Here is a 15,820-nt window from a genome sequence, read left to right as displayed (position 1 = left end):
GCCACACCCCCGTCGGGAGGAGCTGCCATGCCACGACGCACCCCACGCGACGCCCTCGACAGACTGAGAACTCCCCGCGGCCTCCACGGGTTCCTGAAGGGCGCCTCCGTATGCGCCCTCATCGCCGGTCTCTTGTCGCCGCTTTCCCCGGCGATGGCCGCCGACACGGAATCCACCGAAGCCGCGTCCGCCGAAGCGACGGCCCAGGACCACTGCGGAGGGCAGTGTTCCGACATCCTCCCGCCCGGCCAGAACGGCAACGCCACCCTCGCCGAAATCCTCCTCAACCAGGCATTCGGCACCCAGCCCGCCCACGCGGAGGACCAGCTCGGCCCCTACGCCAACCTCGCCACGGGCTACTCCGCCCTCACCAACGACAAGATCGACGACTTCTTCAGCGACGCCTCCTTCGGCGTCCCCGACGGACAGGTCGCCTCCACCCTCCGCCCCGCGGGCCGCGACGACGTGACCATCGTCCGCGACAAGAAGACCGGCGTGCCGCACATCACCGGCACCACCCGCTACGGCACCGAGTTCGGCGCCGGCTACGCCGCGGCCCAGGACCGGCTGTGGCTGATGGACCTGTTCCGGCACGTCGGACGCGGCCAGTTGACCCCCTTCGCCGGCGGCGCCCCCGCCAACCAGGGCCTGGAACAGCAGTTCTGGCGCAGCGCCCCGTACACCGAGGCCGACCTGGAGGCCCAGATCGAGAGCGCCGCCGCCAAGGCCGGCGAACGCGGCGAGCTGGCCCTGGCCGACGTGGACGCCTACGTCGCCGGCATCAACGCCTACATCGACCGCTCCGACCGGGGCCGCTACTTCCCCGGCGAGTACGTCCTGACCGGCCACAAGAACGCCATCACCAACGCCGGCACCATTGAGCGCTTCAAGCGCACCGACCTGATCGCGCTGGCCTCGGTCATCGGCTCCCTCTTCGGCGCCGGAGGCGGCGGCGAGGTCGGCAACGCGCGCTCCCTGCTCGCCGCCCAGGAGAAGTACGGCGTGGCCGAGGGCACCGAGGTCTGGGAGTCCTTCCGCCAGCGCAACGACCCCGAGGCGGTCCTCACCCAGCGGGACGGCAGCTTCCCCTATCTGCCGAGGCCCGACGACCCGCAGGGCCGCGCCCTGCCCGACGCCGGCTCGGTCGAGGCGGAACCGCTGATCTACGACCGCACCGGCAGCGCGGCCACGGCGAACGCGACCGGCGCCTCCACCAAGGCGGCCGACGCGGCCGTGACGTCGGCCCGGCGCGGCATGTCCAACGCCCTCGTCGTCAGCGGCGAACACACCGCCAGCGGCCACCCGGTCGCCGTCTTCGGACCGCAGACCGGCTACTTCGCGCCCCAGCTCCTCATGCTCCAGGAGATCCAGGGCCCGGGCCTGAGCGCCCGCGGCGCCTCCTTCGCGGGCCTGAGCATGTACGTCGAACTCGGCCGCGGCCAGGACTACGCGTGGAGCGCGACCACCTCGGGCCAGGACATCATCGACACCTACGCCGTCGAACTCTGCCAGGACGACTACCACTACCTCTACCGCGGCACCTGCACCCCGATGGAGAAGATCGAGCGCAAGAACGCCTGGAAGCCGACCGTCGCCGACGGCACCAAGGCCGGCTCCTACACGATGCGCGTCTGGCGCACCAAGTACGGCCCGGTCGAACACCGCGCCACCGTCGGCGGCAAGAAGGTCGCCTACACCACCCTGCGCTCCTCCTACCTGCACGAGGCCGACTCGATCATCGGCTTCCAGATGCTCAACGACCCGGACTACCTCGACAGCCCCGAGCGCTTCCGGAGCGCCGTCCAGCACATCAACTACACCTTCAACTGGTTCTACGCCGACTCCGAGCACACCGCGTACTACAACAGCGGCGACAACCCGGTCCGGGCGAACGGCGTCGACGCCGAGTTCCCGGTCTGGGCGCGGCAGCCGTACGAGTGGCAGGGCTGGGAGCCGGACGGCAACACCGCCCGGTACACCGAGGCGGCCGCCCACCCGCAGTCGGTCGACCAGGACTACTACGTCTCCTGGAACAACAAACAGGCCAAGGACTACCCGGCCTCCTCCTGGGGCAACGGCTCCGTCCACCGCGGCAACCTCCTCGACGACCGGGTCGGGAAACTGGTCGCCGAGGGCGGCGTCACCCGCGCCGCACTGGTGCGGGCCATGGCCGAGGCGGGCCTCGCCGACCTGCGGGCCGAGGACGTGCTGCCCGACCTGCTGAAGGTGATCGACTCCGCGCCGGTCACCGACCCGGAGGCCCGGGCGGCCGTCGACCGGCTCAAGGCCTGGCGCGCGGCCGGCGGCCTGCGCACCGAGACCTCGGCCGGTTCGAAGCAGTACGCCCACGCCGACGCGATCCGCACCCTGGACGCCTGGTGGCCGCTCCTGGTGAAGGCCGAGTTCGAACCCGGCCTCGGCAGCGACCTGTACACCGCCTTCGCCGCCAACCTGCCCGTCGACGAGTCCCCGTCCGCCGCCCACGGCCCCACCGGCGCCCACGCCGGCAGCGCCTTCCAGTACGGCTGGTGGAGCTATGTCGACAAGGACATCAGAGCGGTGCTCGGCGAGTCCGTCCGGGGACCGCTCGCACGGGAGTACTGCGGCGGCGGCGACCTCGCCGCCTGCCGGGGCACCCTGGTCGCCACCCTGAAGGAGGCCTCGGGACGCACGGCCGCCCAGGTCTACCCGGGTGACGACAACTGCTCGGCGGGCGACCAGTGGTGCGCCGACTCGATCGTCCACCGCACCCTGGGCGGCGTCAAACACGGAGGGATCAGCTGGCAGAACCGGCCGACCTACCAGCAGGTCGTGGAGTTCACGTCACACCGGTAACCGGCCGGTCACCGGCTCAGCGGTAGATCAGGTACTGGCGGCGGGTCCCGCGGAACGCCGCCAGTTCCCGCTGCCAGCCGTCCACCACCTCGTCGGTGCCGGCGCCCGCGTCGATCATCGTGCGCACCTGCGTGGACCCGGTGAGCTTGTCGATCCAGTTGTCCGACCGCCAGGCGAAGCCGTCCCAGGTCCGCTTGGCGGTCACCAGCAGGGCGATTCCGGTGCGCACCGGGTCGAAGGCCGCCCGGTCGTGCACGTGCAGCTGGACGCCCCCGACGGTCTTCCCCTGGAACTTGGAGAAGGTCGGCGCGAAGTACGCCTCCCTAAAGCGCACGCCGGGCAGGTCCAGTCCGTTGGCGGCGGCGGCCCAGGCGCCGTCGACGCCCTCGGCGCCGAGCAGTTCGAACGGGCGGGTGGTGCCGCGCCCCTCCGACAGGTTCGTGCCCTCGAACAGGCAGGTGCCCGAGTAGACCAGGGCCGTCTCCGGCGTCGGCATGTTCGGGCTCGGCGGCACCCACGGCAGGCCCGAGGCGTCGTAGAACTCCGAGCGCCTCCAGCCCGTCATCGTCACCGTCTCCAGCGGGACCGGCGACGGCAGGAACTCGTGGTTGAAGAGGTGCGCCAGCTCGGCGACCGTCATGCCGTGCGCCTGCGAGATCGGCTGACGGCCGACGAAGGTGGCGAACTCCTTGTGCAGGACCGGGCCGAGGGCCGCCCGCCCGGTCACCGGGTTGGGCCGGTCCAGTACGACGAACCGCTTCCCCGCCAGCCTCGCGGCCTCCATGCAGTCGAACAGCGTCCAGATGTACGTGTAGAAGCGCGCCCCGGCGTCCTGGATGTCGAAGACGACGGTGTCCACGCCGGACGCCGTGAACACGTCCGCGAGCGGCTGCCCGCTCTTGAGGTACGTGTCGTAGACCGGCAGCCCGGTCGCCGGGTCGTCGTAGCGGCCCTCGGAGCCGCCCGCCTGCGCCGTGCCGCGGAATCCGTGCTCGGGGCCGAACACGGCGGTGAGGTTCACCCGGTCGTCGGCGTGCATGACGTCGACGATGTGGCGGACGTCCCGGGTGATGCCGGTCGGATTGGTGACCACGCCGGCCTTCTGGCCGTCGAGCACGGCGTAGCCGTCGTCGGCGAGGCGCTCGAAGCCGGTGCGCAGCCGGCGGCCGCCGTAGCCCCCGGGCGCCGCCTGGGCGGGGCCGGCTGCCGCCGCCGTGGTTCCGGCCGCCACCGCGGCCGTCGTGGCGAGCAGATTCCGTCTGGACAGCGTCATGCGGTGACCTCCGTGATCGCGGCGGGTGTCATGCGCACGCACGCTAACCCGCACCGTGGGTCGCACGGAATGGAGTAGACCGCGCTTCGCCCCTTCCGTCGTACATACCGACTGGTTAGTCTGGCGCTGCAACGGGGAGTCAGCAGTGCCCGAGCCGCGTCGAAGGAGACCGATCGTGGAAGCCGTGCAGGATGCCGGAGTCGTCGTCACCGGGGCGGGAGGCGGCATCGGGGCCGCGCTGGCCCGCCGCTTCGCCGCCGAGGGCGCCCGCGTCGTCGTCAACGACCTCGACGCCGACCGGGCCAAGGCCGTGGCGGACGAGATCGGCGGGATCGCGGTGCCCGGTGACGCCTCCGCGATCGTCGGCGAGGCCCGAGCGGCGCTGGGTGGCACGGTCGACGTGTACTGCGCCAACGCGGGCGTCGGCTCCGGAGGGACCGAGGCGGCCGAGGAGGCCGTCTGGGCGCTCGCCTGGGACGTCAACGTGATGGCCCACGTCCGCGCGGCCCACGAACTGATCCCGGACTGGCTGGAGCGCGGCAGCGGCCGCTTCGTCTCCACCGTGTCGGCCGCCGGACTGCTCACGATGATCGGCGCCGCCCCCTACAGCGTTACCAAGCACGGTGCCTACGCCTTCGCCGAGTGGCTGTCCCTGACGTACCGCCACCGCGGGATCAAGGTCCACGCCATCTGCCCGCAGGGCGTGCGCACCGACATGCTCACGGCGAGCGGCAGCGCAGGCGAACTGGTGCTCCAGCCCACCGCGATCGAGCCGCAGGACGTGGCCGACGCCCTCTTCAAGGGCATCGAGGAGGACCGCTTCCTGATCCTGCCGCACCCCGAGGTCGCCGAGTACTACCAGGCCCGCGCCGCCGAACCCGACCGCTGGCTGCACGGCATGAACCGGCTCCAGCGGCAGTGGGAGGAGGGGAACGCCCGATGACCGGCTCCCCCTACGCCGCCAAGCCCTGGCTCGACCTGCTGACCGACGCCCAGAAGGCCCCGCTCGACCCCGACGCGTCCCTCGTGCACGCCCTGCGCCGGGTCGCCGCCCAGACCCCCGACCGCGTCTTCCTCGCCTACTTCGACGGCCGCCTCACCTACCGCGAGGTGGACCGGCTGAGCGACTCCGTCGCCGGGCACCTCGCCGCGCGCGGCCTGGAGCGCGGCGACCGGGTCGCGGTCGTGCTCCAGAACTCCCCGCACTTCGTGCTCGCCGTCCTGGGCGCCTGGAAGGCGGGCGCGGTCGTGGTGCCGGTCAACCCGATGTACAAGTCGGGGGAGGTCGGCCACGTCCTGCGGGACGCCGAGGCGGCCGCGCTGGTCTGCTCCGACCGGGCCTGGGAGTCGTACCTGCGCGACACGGCGTCCGGCTCGCCGGTGCGGATCGTGCTCACGGGGTGCGAGCTGGACTTCCAGACCCGCGGGGACGCGCGCGTGCTGACCTTCGAGCGGCTGCCGGACACCGACGACGCCGACGACCTCACCGCCGCCGCCCGCGCCGGCCACCCGGCGCCCGAGGGACGCGACCCGGCGCCGGACGGCACCGCGCTCATCAGCTACACCTCGGGCACCAGCGGCACCCCCAAGGGCGCCACCAACACCCACCGCAACATCATGTACAACGCCGAACGCCAGCGCACCGGCCTCGGCCTGCCCGACGCCCCGGTCTACTTCGCGCTGGCGCCGCTGTTCCACATCACCGGCATGGTCTGCGAGTTCGGCGCCTGCCTGAACAGCGCGGGCACGCTGGTGCTGGCGTACCGCTTCGAGCCGGGCGTCGTGCTGGACGCGTTCGCCGAGCACCGGCCGCACTACACGGTCGGCCCGTCCACCGCCTTCATGGCGCTGGCCGCCCAGCCGTCCGTCACCCGCGAGCACTTCGCCTCCTTCGCCAACATCTCCTCCGGCGGCGCCCCGCTGCCGCCGGCCCTGGTGGAGAAGTTCCGCGCGGGCTTCGGGCCGTACATTCGCAACGGCTACGGACTCACCGAGTGCACCGCGCCGTGCGCCTCGGTCCCGCCGCACCTGGAGGCCCCGGTGGAACCGGCCTCCGGGACCCTCGCGGTCGGCGTGCCGGGCCCCGAGACCGTCGTCCGCGTCGTCGACGAGCTGGGCGCCGAGGTGCCCCTCGGGGAGCAGGGCGAGATCGTCGTCGCCGGGCCGCAGGTCGTCCCCGGCTACTGGCGGCGCCCGGACGCCACCGCCGAGACCTTCCCCGGCGGCGAGCTGCGCACCGGCGACATCGGCTTCATGGACGCCCAGGGGTGGCTCTACGTCGTCGACCGCAAGAAGGACATGATCAACGCCTCCGGGTTCAAGGTCTGGCCGCGCGAGGTCGAGGACGTGCTCTACACCCATCCGGCGGTGCGCGAGGCCGCCGTCGTCGGCGTGCCCGACGGGTACCGGGGAGAGACGGTCAAGGCGTACATCAGCCTCCGTCCGGGTGCCGACACGGCCCCGGACGCACTCGCCGCCTATTGCGAGGAGAGACTGGCCGCCTACAAATACCCGCGTCAGGTGGAGATCCTGCCCGACCTGCCGAAGACGGCGAGTGGGAAGATCCTCCGTCGGGAACTGCGTTCCCGTAAGCACGACGGACAGTGAAGACGGACAGTTGAACGGAAAGGCAGGTGACGGCAGTGCCCAGGACCACGGACGGGGACGGCACTCCGGTGCCGCAGCGGCTCCTGGCCGCCGCCACCCGGCTCTTCGCGGAGCAGGGCTACGACCGCACCTCGGTACAGGAGATCGTGGAGGCGGCGGGCGTCACCAAGGGAGCGCTGTACCACTACTTCGGCTCCAAGGACGACCTCCTGCACGAGGTCTACGCGCGCGTGCTGCGCCTCCAGCAGGAGCGCCTCGACGCCTTCGCGGAATCCGACGAGCCGGTCGAGAAGCGGGTGCGGGAAGCGGCGGCCGACGTCGTCGTCACCACCATCGACAACCTCGACGACGCGTCGATCTTCTTCCGCTCCATGCACCAGCTGAGCCCCGAGAAGAACAAGCAGGTGCGGGCCGAGCGGCGCCGCTACCACGAGCGCTTCCGCGCGCTCATCGAGGAGGGCCAGCGGGCCGGGGTCTTCACCAAGGAGACCCCGGCGGACCTGGTGGTGGACTACCACTTCGGTTCCGTCCACCACCTGTCCACCTGGTACCGCCCCGACGGCCCGCTGGGCCCGCAGGAGGTGGCCGACCACCTCGCCGACCTGCTGCTGCGGGCACTGCGCCCGTGAGGTGACGGCCCCCGGGATTCCGGGGGCGCCTCCTCGCCCGGCCTCGCTCAGAGGTACTTCTTGATCTCCCGGCGGGCCAGCGAGCGCTGGTGCACCTCGTCCGGCCCGTCGGCGATCATCAGGGTCCTGGCGCCCGCGTACAGCTCCGCCAGCGGGAAGTCCTGGCTCACGCCGCCCGCGCCGTGCAACTGGATGGCCCGGTCGATGATGTCGACCACCGCGCGCGGCGTGGCGATCTTGATGGCCTGGATCTCGGTGTGCGCGCCCCGGTTGCCGACGGTGTCCATCAGCCAGGCGGTCTTCAGCACCAGCAGCCGCAACTGCTCGACGGTGACCCGGGCGTCGGCGATCCAGTTGTGGACCACGCCCTGCTGGGCCAGCGCCTTGCCGAACGCCTCGCGGGACACCGCGCGGCGGCACATCAGCTCGATCGCGCGCTCGGCCATCCCGATGAGCCGCATGCAGTGGTGGATGCGGCCGGGACCGAGGCGGGCCTGGGCGATGGCGAAGCCGCCGCCCTCCTCACCGATCAGGTTCGACACCGGCACGCGCGCGTGGTCGAAGGTCACCTCGGCGTGGCCGCCGTGGTAGTGGTCCTCGTAGCCGAAGACCTGCATGGCCCGGTCGACGGTCACTCCGGGCGTGTCGCGCGGGACCAGGACCATGGACTGCTGGCGGCGGATGTCCGCGCCCTCCGGGTCGGTCTTGCCCATCACGATGAAGATCTGGCAGTCCGGGTTCATCGCCCCGGAGATGTACCACTTGCGGCCCGTGATGACGTACTCGTCGCCGTCCCGCTCGATGTGCGTGGTGATGTTCGTGGCGTCCGAGGAGGCCACGTCCGGCTCGGTCATCGCGAACGCGGAACGGATCTCGCCGGCCAGCAGGGGCTGGAGCCACTGCTTCTTCTGCGCCTCGTCGGCGAACTGGGCCAGCACCTCCATGTTCCCGGTGTCCGGGGCCGCGCAGTTCGTCGCCGTGGGCGCCAGCTGCGGGCTGCGGCCGGTGATCTCGGCGAGCGGGGCGTACTGGAGGTTGGTCAGGCCCGCGCCGTACTCGGCGTCGGGGAGGAAGAGGTTCCACAGCCCCTGGCGGCGGGCCTCGGCCTTCAGGTCCTCCACGACCTGCGGGGTGTCCCAGGGGGAGGCGAGGCGGGCGCGCTGCTCGTGGGCGACCTGCTCGGCGGGGTGGACGTGCTCGTCCATGAAGGCGAGCAGCCTGGCGCGCAGCTCCTCGGTGCGTGCGTCGTACGCGAAGTCCATGGCGGGTCAGCCCTTCTGAAGGGTGGTCAGGCCGTGCTCGATGAATACGGGGACGAGGTCGCCGATGCGGTCGAAGCCGGGGCCGACCGTGCGGCCCAGCGTGTAGCGGTAGTGGATACCCTCCAGGATCACGGCGAGCTTGAACCAGGCGAACGCCGTGTACCAGGCGACGGCGCCCACGTCGCGGCCCGAGCGGTCGGCGTACCGCTGGACCAGCTCGGCGGGGGCCGGGTGGCCGGGCGCCTGGGCCGTGGTGGAGACGGGGGAGTCCGGCATGCCGAGCGGGCTGCTGTACATCACCAGCAGGCCGAGGTCGGTGAGCGGGTCGCCGAGGGTCGACATCTCCCAGTCGAGGATCGCGTTGATCTCGTCGTTCTCGCCGCCGATCAGGACGTTGTCCAGGCGGTAGTCGCCGTGGACGACCGTCGGGGCGGGGGAGCGGGGGAGTTCCCGGCCGAGCGTGGCGTGCAGTTCGTCGATGCCGGTCAGGTCGCGGTTGCGCGAGGCGTCGAGCTGCTTGGCCCAGCGGCGGAGCTGGCGGTCCAGGAACCCCTCCGGGCGGCCGAAGTCGCCGAGGCCGACCTCGGCGGGGTCCACCGCGTGCAGCTCGACGAGGGTGTCGACGAGGTTCAGCACGGCGGCGCGGGTGCGCTCGGGGCCGAGGGGGGCGAGCTGGTCGGCGGTGCGGTACGGGGTGCCCTCGACGAACTCCATGACGTAGAAGGGCGCCCCGACGACGTCCTCGTCCTCGCAGAGGAGCAGGGGGCGGGGGACCGGTACGTCCGTGGGGTGCAGGGCGCTGATGACGCGGTGCTCGCGCTTCATGTCGTGCGCGGTGGCGAGGACGTGGCCGAGCGGGGGGCGTCTGACCACCCAGCGGGCGGTGCCGTCCGTGACGGCGTAGGTGAGGTTCGAGCGTCCGCCCTCGATCAGCCGGCCGGACAGCGGGCCGGTCACCAGGCCGGGCCGCTCGCGGTCGAGCAGCTCGCGCAACCGGTCGAGATCGAGTCCGGGCGGGTGGTCGGGGGTCATCGTCGCTCCCTGCGGCAGGTGAACAGTACGCGTCTCATGATGCCGACCGGTCGGTATGCCGTCCAGTGGGCGGGCGGAACGTGATCGGTGCCTCAGAGGACTAGGAGCGCGCCGCAGACGGCGATGGCGACCGTGCACAGGGCCGCCGCCGTCGCGAGCGGTGGGGTGAGGGCCCGGGGGCGGTTCGTCGAGGCGAGGGTGGTGATGCGGCCGTGGGCGATGCGGAGGAAGGCCAGCCACAGGGCGCAGCACAGGGCGGCGGCCAGGACGGATGGGGGTGTCGCGCCGCCGTGCAGCGCGGTCTTCGCGGCGAGCACGGCGACGACGGTGCCGGAGAGGGTGGTGCGGCGCCAGGCCAGCCGGGTGCGCTCGGGCTGGAGGCCCGGGTCGCGTTCCGTGCTCACCGGTCAGCCCTCCCAGCCGACGAGGACCACGACGACCATGGCCACGGCGACGACCGCGACGACCAGACTGAGCAGGGCCGGGAAGCGGGAGGCGGGGAGGTCCTCGCCGCGGCGCATGGCGCGTTCGCAGCGCACCCAGTGGTTCACGGCGCGCAGCGAGCACAGCACACCGGAGGCGAGCAGCGCGAGCGCGAGGCCGACGCGCCAGCCCCAGCGCAGGTCGGGCAGGAACTGGTCCACCGCGAAACCGCCGCCGATCAGGGCCATGGCGGTGCGCAGCCAGGCCAGGAAGGTGCGCTCGTTCGCGAGCGAGAAGCGGTAGTCGGGCGTACGGCCCTCTCCCTTGACCTCCTCGGGCGCGAACCAGAGCCGGGCGTTCCGCACGAATTCGATCACGTGGGGACCCTATCCGGCGGGATGCCCGCGGCAGCGGGCGCCGGCCCCTGTCGCCCACCCGCCCCGCACCCGCGCCCCGCACCCTGGCTCGTCACCGCCGCCAGGCCCGCAGCCGCGCGTACGCCGCCAGACCGTCCGGCACCCACTCCCACTGCGCGAGCCGTCGCTCCAGCTCCGCCTCCGGCAGGAACCCGTGCCAGGCCACCTCCTCCACCTGCGGAGAGACCGGGCCCTCGCAGCGCACCTCGTACACCGCCGACCACCAGGTCCGCCCGGCGCCGTCGTCGTACAGGAACTTGAAGAGGAACTGGGGGCGCGGCAGCCCGGTGACCCCCAGTTCCTCCTCCGCCTCCCGCAGCGCCGCGTCGTCGTAGGACTCGCCCGCGCCCACCACCCCGCCGACGAACATGTCGTACTGGGAGGGGAACACCAGCTTCGTCGCCGTGCGGCGGTGGACGAAGACCCGGGCCTCCGCGTCCGCGGCCCACACGAACACGCAGCGGTGGCGCAGCCCGCGTGCGTACGCGTCGCCCCGCCGGGCCTGTCCGACGACGTGGTCGTGCTCGTCGACGATGTCGAGGATCTCGTCAGCAGCGCTCATGCCGACCATCCAAGCAGCGGCGGGTCAGCGCCGTTGCAGGGCCCGTTCGCGCCCGCTCTCGCCCGTCCCCTGCGGCATCGCCGGGTGCATGCCCAGCAGCACGATGCCGGCCACCACCGACGCGAGCCCGCCCGCCTCCCACGCCAGCGCCGCGGTGCCGGTGCGCAGGCGGTCGCCGAGGAAACCGACCCCGCAGGCGATGCCCGCGAGCGGCTGGGCGGCCGTCAGCGCGGGCAGCGACCTGCGCAGCGGCGCCGTCTCGAAGGCGCTCTGGACCAGGACCAGGCCGGTGACGCCGAGGACCACGACCACGTACGGCTGCCAGCCCGTCAGCAGTTCCGCGAGGCCGCCCGCGGAGAAGCGGCGTCCGCTGACCCGGGTCAGCGCGTCCTGCACCCCGTAGAGCAGCCCGGCGGCCAGGGCCAGCAGCGTCGGGCCCCAGGTCAGCCGGAAGCGTCCGGCGCACGCGGTGAGCACGAGGGCCGTGCCCAGCATCACGCCGATGATCAGCCAGTGCCGCAGCGGGTCGCTCACCGCGCTGCCGCCGCGCGGCTCGCCCGCCAGGATGAACGCCGTCACCCCGCCCGCGAGCAGCGCCAGGCCGGCCCAGCCCTGCGGGCCCAGCGGCTGCCGGGTCTGGAGGCGGGACAGCGCGAGGGCGAAGAGGAGGTTGGTCGCCAGGAGGGGTTCGACGAGGGTGAGTTCACCGCCGCCCAGCGCGATCGCGCCCAGCGCCATGCCGGCCACCATCAGCCCCATGCCGGCCAGCCAGCGGGGTACCCGGACCAGGTCGAGCAGCAGGCGGGGCGAGAGGAAGTCGCCCAGCGGAGCGCGCTGCGCGGCGTTCTGCTGGAGGACGAAACCGAAGCCCAGGCAGCACGCGGCGCTCACGGCGAGAACCAGAACCAGAACCGACACGCTGCGTACCTCGATCGTCAGTCGGGTCACGGGTGCGTCGAGGCCGACTCTAGTGTCGGCGGCGGCCGGTCGCCGGGCGAGTGCGGCATTCGGGGTGGCGTCCGGCCAAGTTGCCCTGCCCGCACCCGAGTTGACGCGTGTAACGAACGGAATCCTCTTGACGTCAAGCCTTGGCGGCCGGTTTGCTGTGCGTGATCGGTTCATGGCAGTCCGGCTACGACGACCCCCCGCGTCGCGTGAGGAAGTTTCCCGCGGTGTCCCCACCCCCGCCTCCCCTCGGCCGCGGCCGCAGACGCGCGGCCCAGGCGTTCGACGAGGCCCTCGACGACGCCGAACTCGTCACCGCCCGCGCGGCGTTGGCCCAGGGGCGCTGGCAGTCCGTCCGGTCCCTGCTGGTCCACACGGGTGACGACTGGGACCGCCGGGGACACCGGGTGGCCGTCCTCGCCAAGGAGCCCTACTGCGCCCCCTGGGCCCGCGAGTGGCTGCTCGCCGAACCCGACTCCACCGACGCGTCGGTGCTGCTCGCCCTCGCCCTGGTCCAGCGCGCCCGGCGGGGCGAGGAGAAGGCCGCCCGGGCCCGGGACGCCTGCCGGGACGCCGCCGCGCTCGTGCCGGGCGACCCCACGCCCTGGCTCGGGCTCCTCATGCTGGAGCGCTCGCTGGGCGCCGAGGAGGACGTCGTCCGGGTCTTCGACGAGGTCCGCGTGCGGTACGCCGACCACCACCACGCCCACCACCTGATGGTCGCCCGACTCGCCGAGCGCGGCGGCGACGGCGATCCCGACCCGCTGCACGAGGTGTACGACTTCGCCAACTGGGCCGCCGAGCAGGCCCCCGCCGACTCTCCGCTGGCCATCCTCCCGGTCGTCGCGCACGCCGAGCGCTACCGCGTGCTCGCCGCCGCCGGGCACGAGCACACCGACCCGCACGCCGCCGGCCACTGGGTGGGGCGCCGCGCCCGCCTGGTGATGAAGGCGGCCTTCGACTGGTGGCTCGAGTGGGAGCAGGACGGCCATCCGCGCCGGCTGATCGACCTCAACTTCCTCGCCCACGCGAAGTACTGCGAGGGCCGGGGCGCCGAGGCCGCCGCCCTGTTCCACCGCATCGGCGAGCACGTCACGCCCGCCCCCTGGTCGTATCCCGACCGCGACCCGTCAGCCGCCTTCCGGGCGGCCCGCGCGAGCGCGCTCGGTACGGCCTGACCATCCCCCGCAGACGAGCAAAGGACGTCCCCCGATGACCACGGGCAGTTCCAGCACGAGCAGAACCGCGAACGGTGGCGCCATCAGCACCTTCAAGGGCGAGGAGCGCGCACTGCGCGCCGACCGGCTGGGCACGGGCGGGCTGCTGCTGTCCGTGCTCGCCGCCACGGCCCCGCTGATGGTGGTCGCGGGCGTCATGCCCACCACCTTCGCCGTGATGGGCATCGTGGGACAGCCGCTGCTCTTCGTACTGCTCGGCGTGGTGCTGATCCTCTTCAGCGTCGGGTACGCCGAGATGAGCCGGCACGTCCACAACGCGGGCGCCTTCTACGCGTACATCTCCCGCGGCCTCGGCGGCACCGCGGGCGCGGGTGCCGCCCTGGTCGCGCTGGTCGCCTACAACGCGCTCCAGGTCGGCATCTACGGCATCTTCGGCTTCGAGGTCTCCGGGCTCCTGGCCACCTACGCCGACCTGGACGTCGCCTGGTGGATCCCGGCGCTGCTGGCCGTGCTCGCGGTCGGCACGCTGGGCTGGCTGAAGATCGACGTCAACGCGCGCGTCCTGGGCGTACTGCTGCTCATCGAAGTGGTCCTCGTGGTCGTCTTCGACATCGCCGCCGTCGCCGACCCGGGACCGCAGGGGCTCTCGCTGCACGCCTTCAACCCGGACACCCTGACCGGCGCCGGGGTCGGCACCGCCCTGTGCTTCTGCATCGCCGCCTTCCTCGGCTTCGAGCAGGCGCCCGTGTACGCCGAGGAGACCAGCCGGCCGCACGTGCTGGTCCCGCGTGTCATGTTCCTGGCGGTCGGCGGGGTCGCCGTCTTCTTCGCGCTCAGCAGCTGGGCGCTGACCGTCGCCACCGGGCCGGACAGGATCGTCGGTACCGCCCAGGAGCAGAGCGCCGGGCTGCTCTTCTTCCTGACCGAGTCGCGGCTCGGCTCCGCCTTCACCGACGTGCTGCACGTGCTCTTCGTGACCGGCATGTTCGCCGCCCTGCTCAGCTTCCACAACGTCGTCGCCCGGTACGCCTTCGCCATGGGCCGCGAAGGACTGCTGCCCGCCGCCTTCGGGCGGACCAGCGGCTCCAGCGGCGCCCCGGGCACCGGCTCGCTGCTCCAGACCGCCGTGTCCCTGGTCGTCGTGGCCGGGTTCGCGCTCGCCGACGACAAGCCGAACGGCGACCCCACCCAACCCGTGCTGCACCTGTTCACCTGGGGCGGCAACATCGGCGCCCTCGGCGTGATCCTGCTGATGGCCACCGCCTCGTTCTCCGTGGTCGCCTTCTTCGTACGCCGGGGAGCCGCCGGCGCCCAGGGCGTGCGGCTGGCCACCTCCGCCGTCGCGGGCGTCGCCCTGCTGGTGATCGCCGGGTACACGGTCAAGGACTTCGACGTCCTGGTCGGCGCGGGTCCCGACTCCGCCCTGAGCTGGGTGCTGCCCGGCATCATCGGCCTCGCGGCCGTCGCCGGCGTGGTGCAGGGGCTGCTGCTGCGCTCGCGGGCACCCGAGCGGCACGCCCGCATCGGGCAGGGAAACGAGGCGTTCCAGCTGGACAAGGCGGCGTCCTCCTGACCCGTCGGAGGGTGTGGGAGACGTGCGGATCCCGGGGCCTCAGAGCGCCGGGTCCGCCCCGAAGTCCAGGAGCACCTTGCAGGACCGGCTCCGGTCCGCGGCCAGTTCGAACGCCGACTCCGCGTCGCGCACCGGGACCACCGCGCCGACCAGCGCGTCGAACGCGGGCTCGGCGGCGAGCAGCTCCAGCGCCGTGTCGAACTCGCCGTCGAAGCGGAAGGCCCCGCGCAGCTCGATCTCCCGGCTCACCACCAGGTTGCCGGCGAACGGGCTCCGGCCCGGCGGCAGCATGCCGAGCTGGACCACCACCCCGCCGCGCCGGACCAGCCGCAGACAGGCGTCCAGGCCCGCGGCCACCCCGGACGCCTCGATCGCCGCGTCCACCTCGGCCGGCCACCCGGCGTCGTCCGGGTCGTCGGCCCGTACCAGCACGTCGGCGCCCGCGGCCCGCGCGTACTCCAGGGCCGCCGGCAGCAGGTCCGAGACCGTCACGCGGGCCGCGCCCGCCGCCCTGGCCGCCGCGACCACCAGGCAGCCGATGGGCCCGGCGCCGGTGACCAGGACGTGCCGGCCGGTCAGGTCCCCGGCCCGGCCCACGGCGTGCAGGGCGACGGCGAGGGGTTCGGCGAGGGCGGCGCGCCGGGGGTCGAGGCCGGACGGGAGGGCCCGGAGCTGGGCGGCCGGGACGGCGATCCGGGACGCGAAGCCGCCCTGCACGTGCGGGAAGCGGGCCGCGCTGCCCAGATAGCGGGTGTCCCGGCAGACGTTGCGCCGCCCGTCCACGCACTCCGGGCATACCCCGCACGGGGTCGCCGGGTGCACGGCGACGGGCGTACCGATCTCGGGGCCCGGCGTGCCGGGGGAGCCATACGCCACCACCGTGCCGACCACCTCGTGCCCGAGCAGCATCGGCTCGCGCAGCCGGAAGTCGCCGACCCCGCCGTGCCGCCAGTAGTGCAGATCGGAGCCGCACACGCCGCCGTAGCGTACGGCGACCAGTGCCTCGCCCGGACCCGGACGGGGGACCGGCAGCTCCTCGACCCGGAGGTCACCGGCGCCGTGGATCACGCAACCCCGCATGGCGG

The 15,820-nt window shown here is 73.0% G+C and carries 14 protein-coding genes; 6 read left to right on the top strand and 8 right to left on the bottom strand.

What is annotated here, in order from left to right; translation table 11 throughout:
- Positions 1-27 precede the first annotated feature (27 nt).
- The gene (locus ACZ67M_RS33510; protein WP_469853887.1) at positions 28-2,835 is read left to right on the top strand and encodes a penicillin acylase family protein; all 2,808 of its coding nucleotides are present in this window, start codon (positions 28-30) and stop codon (positions 2,833-2,835) included.
- Between the two features lie 16 nt (positions 2,836-2,851).
- On the opposite strand, the gene ACZ67M_RS33505 is transcribed toward ACZ67M_RS33510, so the two are convergent.
- Positions 2,852-4,108, bottom strand: coding sequence for an exo-beta-N-acetylmuramidase NamZ family protein (locus ACZ67M_RS33505; RefSeq protein WP_469853886.1), 1,257 nt, complete (start codon positions 4,106-4,108; stop codon positions 2,852-2,854).
- 172 nt (positions 4,109-4,280) lie between these two features.
- Between ACZ67M_RS33505 and ACZ67M_RS33500 the strand changes: the two genes are divergently transcribed.
- From ACZ67M_RS33500 to ACZ67M_RS33490, 3 genes are read left to right on the top strand one after another with little or no spacing between them, the layout of a single operon-like run.
- Positions 4,281-5,051, top strand: coding sequence for an SDR family oxidoreductase (locus tag ACZ67M_RS33500; protein ID WP_361360915.1), 771 nt, complete (start codon positions 4,281-4,283; stop codon positions 5,049-5,051).
- Entirely contained in the window at positions 5,048-6,715 is a 1,668-nt protein-coding gene (locus ACZ67M_RS33495) for a class I adenylate-forming enzyme family protein (RefSeq protein ID WP_469853885.1), read from the top strand. The genes ACZ67M_RS33500 and ACZ67M_RS33495 overlap by 4 nt, the downstream gene beginning before the upstream one ends.
- 35 nt (positions 6,716-6,750) lie before the next feature.
- On the top strand, positions 6,751-7,344 hold the full coding sequence (locus tag ACZ67M_RS33490; RefSeq protein ID WP_122617354.1) for a TetR/AcrR family transcriptional regulator: 594 nt from the start codon (positions 6,751-6,753) through the stop codon (positions 7,342-7,344).
- 47 nt (positions 7,345-7,391) lie between these two features.
- On the opposite strand, the gene ACZ67M_RS33485 is transcribed toward ACZ67M_RS33490, so the two are convergent.
- The 6 genes from ACZ67M_RS33485 to ACZ67M_RS33460 all read right to left on the bottom strand — a co-directional run bounded on the left by ACZ67M_RS33485 (position 7,392) and on the right by ACZ67M_RS33460 (position 11,957).
- Complete coding sequence (locus ACZ67M_RS33485) at positions 7,392-8,606, bottom strand: acyl-CoA dehydrogenase family protein (protein WP_385797242.1); 1,215 nt, start codon at positions 8,604-8,606, stop codon at positions 7,392-7,394.
- Between the two features lie 6 nt (positions 8,607-8,612).
- A complete protein-coding gene (locus ACZ67M_RS33480; RefSeq protein WP_392239332.1) occupies positions 8,613-9,638 on the bottom strand; it encodes a phosphotransferase family protein in 1,026 nt (341 codons plus the stop codon).
- A 92-nt stretch (positions 9,639-9,730) separates the two neighbouring features.
- Positions 9,731-10,042, bottom strand: a complete 312-nt coding sequence (locus tag ACZ67M_RS33475) for a DUF202 domain-containing protein (RefSeq protein WP_361360624.1) — start codon at positions 10,040-10,042, stop codon at positions 9,731-9,733.
- 3 nt (positions 10,043-10,045) lie between these two features.
- Positions 10,046-10,438, bottom strand: coding sequence for a YidH family protein (locus ACZ67M_RS33470; protein WP_122617350.1), 393 nt, complete (start codon positions 10,436-10,438; stop codon positions 10,046-10,048).
- Positions 10,439-10,529: 91 nt separating this feature from the next.
- Positions 10,530-11,039 (bottom strand): NUDIX hydrolase, encoded by a 510-nt coding sequence (locus ACZ67M_RS33465; protein WP_392239330.1) that lies wholly within the window; start codon positions 11,037-11,039, stop codon positions 10,530-10,532.
- 24 nt (positions 11,040-11,063) lie between these two features.
- Positions 11,064-11,957: a DMT family transporter gene (locus ACZ67M_RS33460; RefSeq protein ID WP_392239328.1), complete on the bottom strand. Its 894-nt coding sequence runs from the start codon at positions 11,955-11,957 to the stop codon at positions 11,064-11,066.
- A gap of 254 nt (positions 11,958-12,211) precedes the next feature.
- Between ACZ67M_RS33460 and ACZ67M_RS33455 the strand changes: the two genes are divergently transcribed.
- On the top strand, positions 12,212-13,162 hold the full coding sequence (locus ACZ67M_RS33455; protein WP_392104961.1) for a hypothetical protein: 951 nt from the start codon (positions 12,212-12,214) through the stop codon (positions 13,160-13,162).
- A 34-nt stretch (positions 13,163-13,196) separates the two neighbouring features.
- Positions 13,197-14,735, top strand: coding sequence for an APC family permease (locus ACZ67M_RS33450; protein ID WP_469853884.1), 1,539 nt, complete (start codon positions 13,197-13,199; stop codon positions 14,733-14,735).
- Positions 14,736-14,774: 39 nt separating this feature from the next.
- Here the strand turns inward: ACZ67M_RS33450 and ACZ67M_RS33445 are convergent, their stop codons facing one another.
- Positions 14,775-15,815 carry an L-idonate 5-dehydrogenase gene (locus tag ACZ67M_RS33445; protein ID WP_392014474.1) on the bottom strand — a complete coding sequence of 347 codons (1,041 nt, stop codon included), beginning with the start codon at positions 15,813-15,815 and terminating at the stop codon, positions 14,775-14,777.
- Positions 15,816-15,820 lie beyond the last annotated feature (5 nt).

The sequence above is a fragment of the Streptomyces sp. NPDC107500 genome (assembly GCF_055582785.1).
Note: the sequence above shows the minus strand (reverse complement) of the source record. Positions and strands in the feature narration are given on the sequence as shown.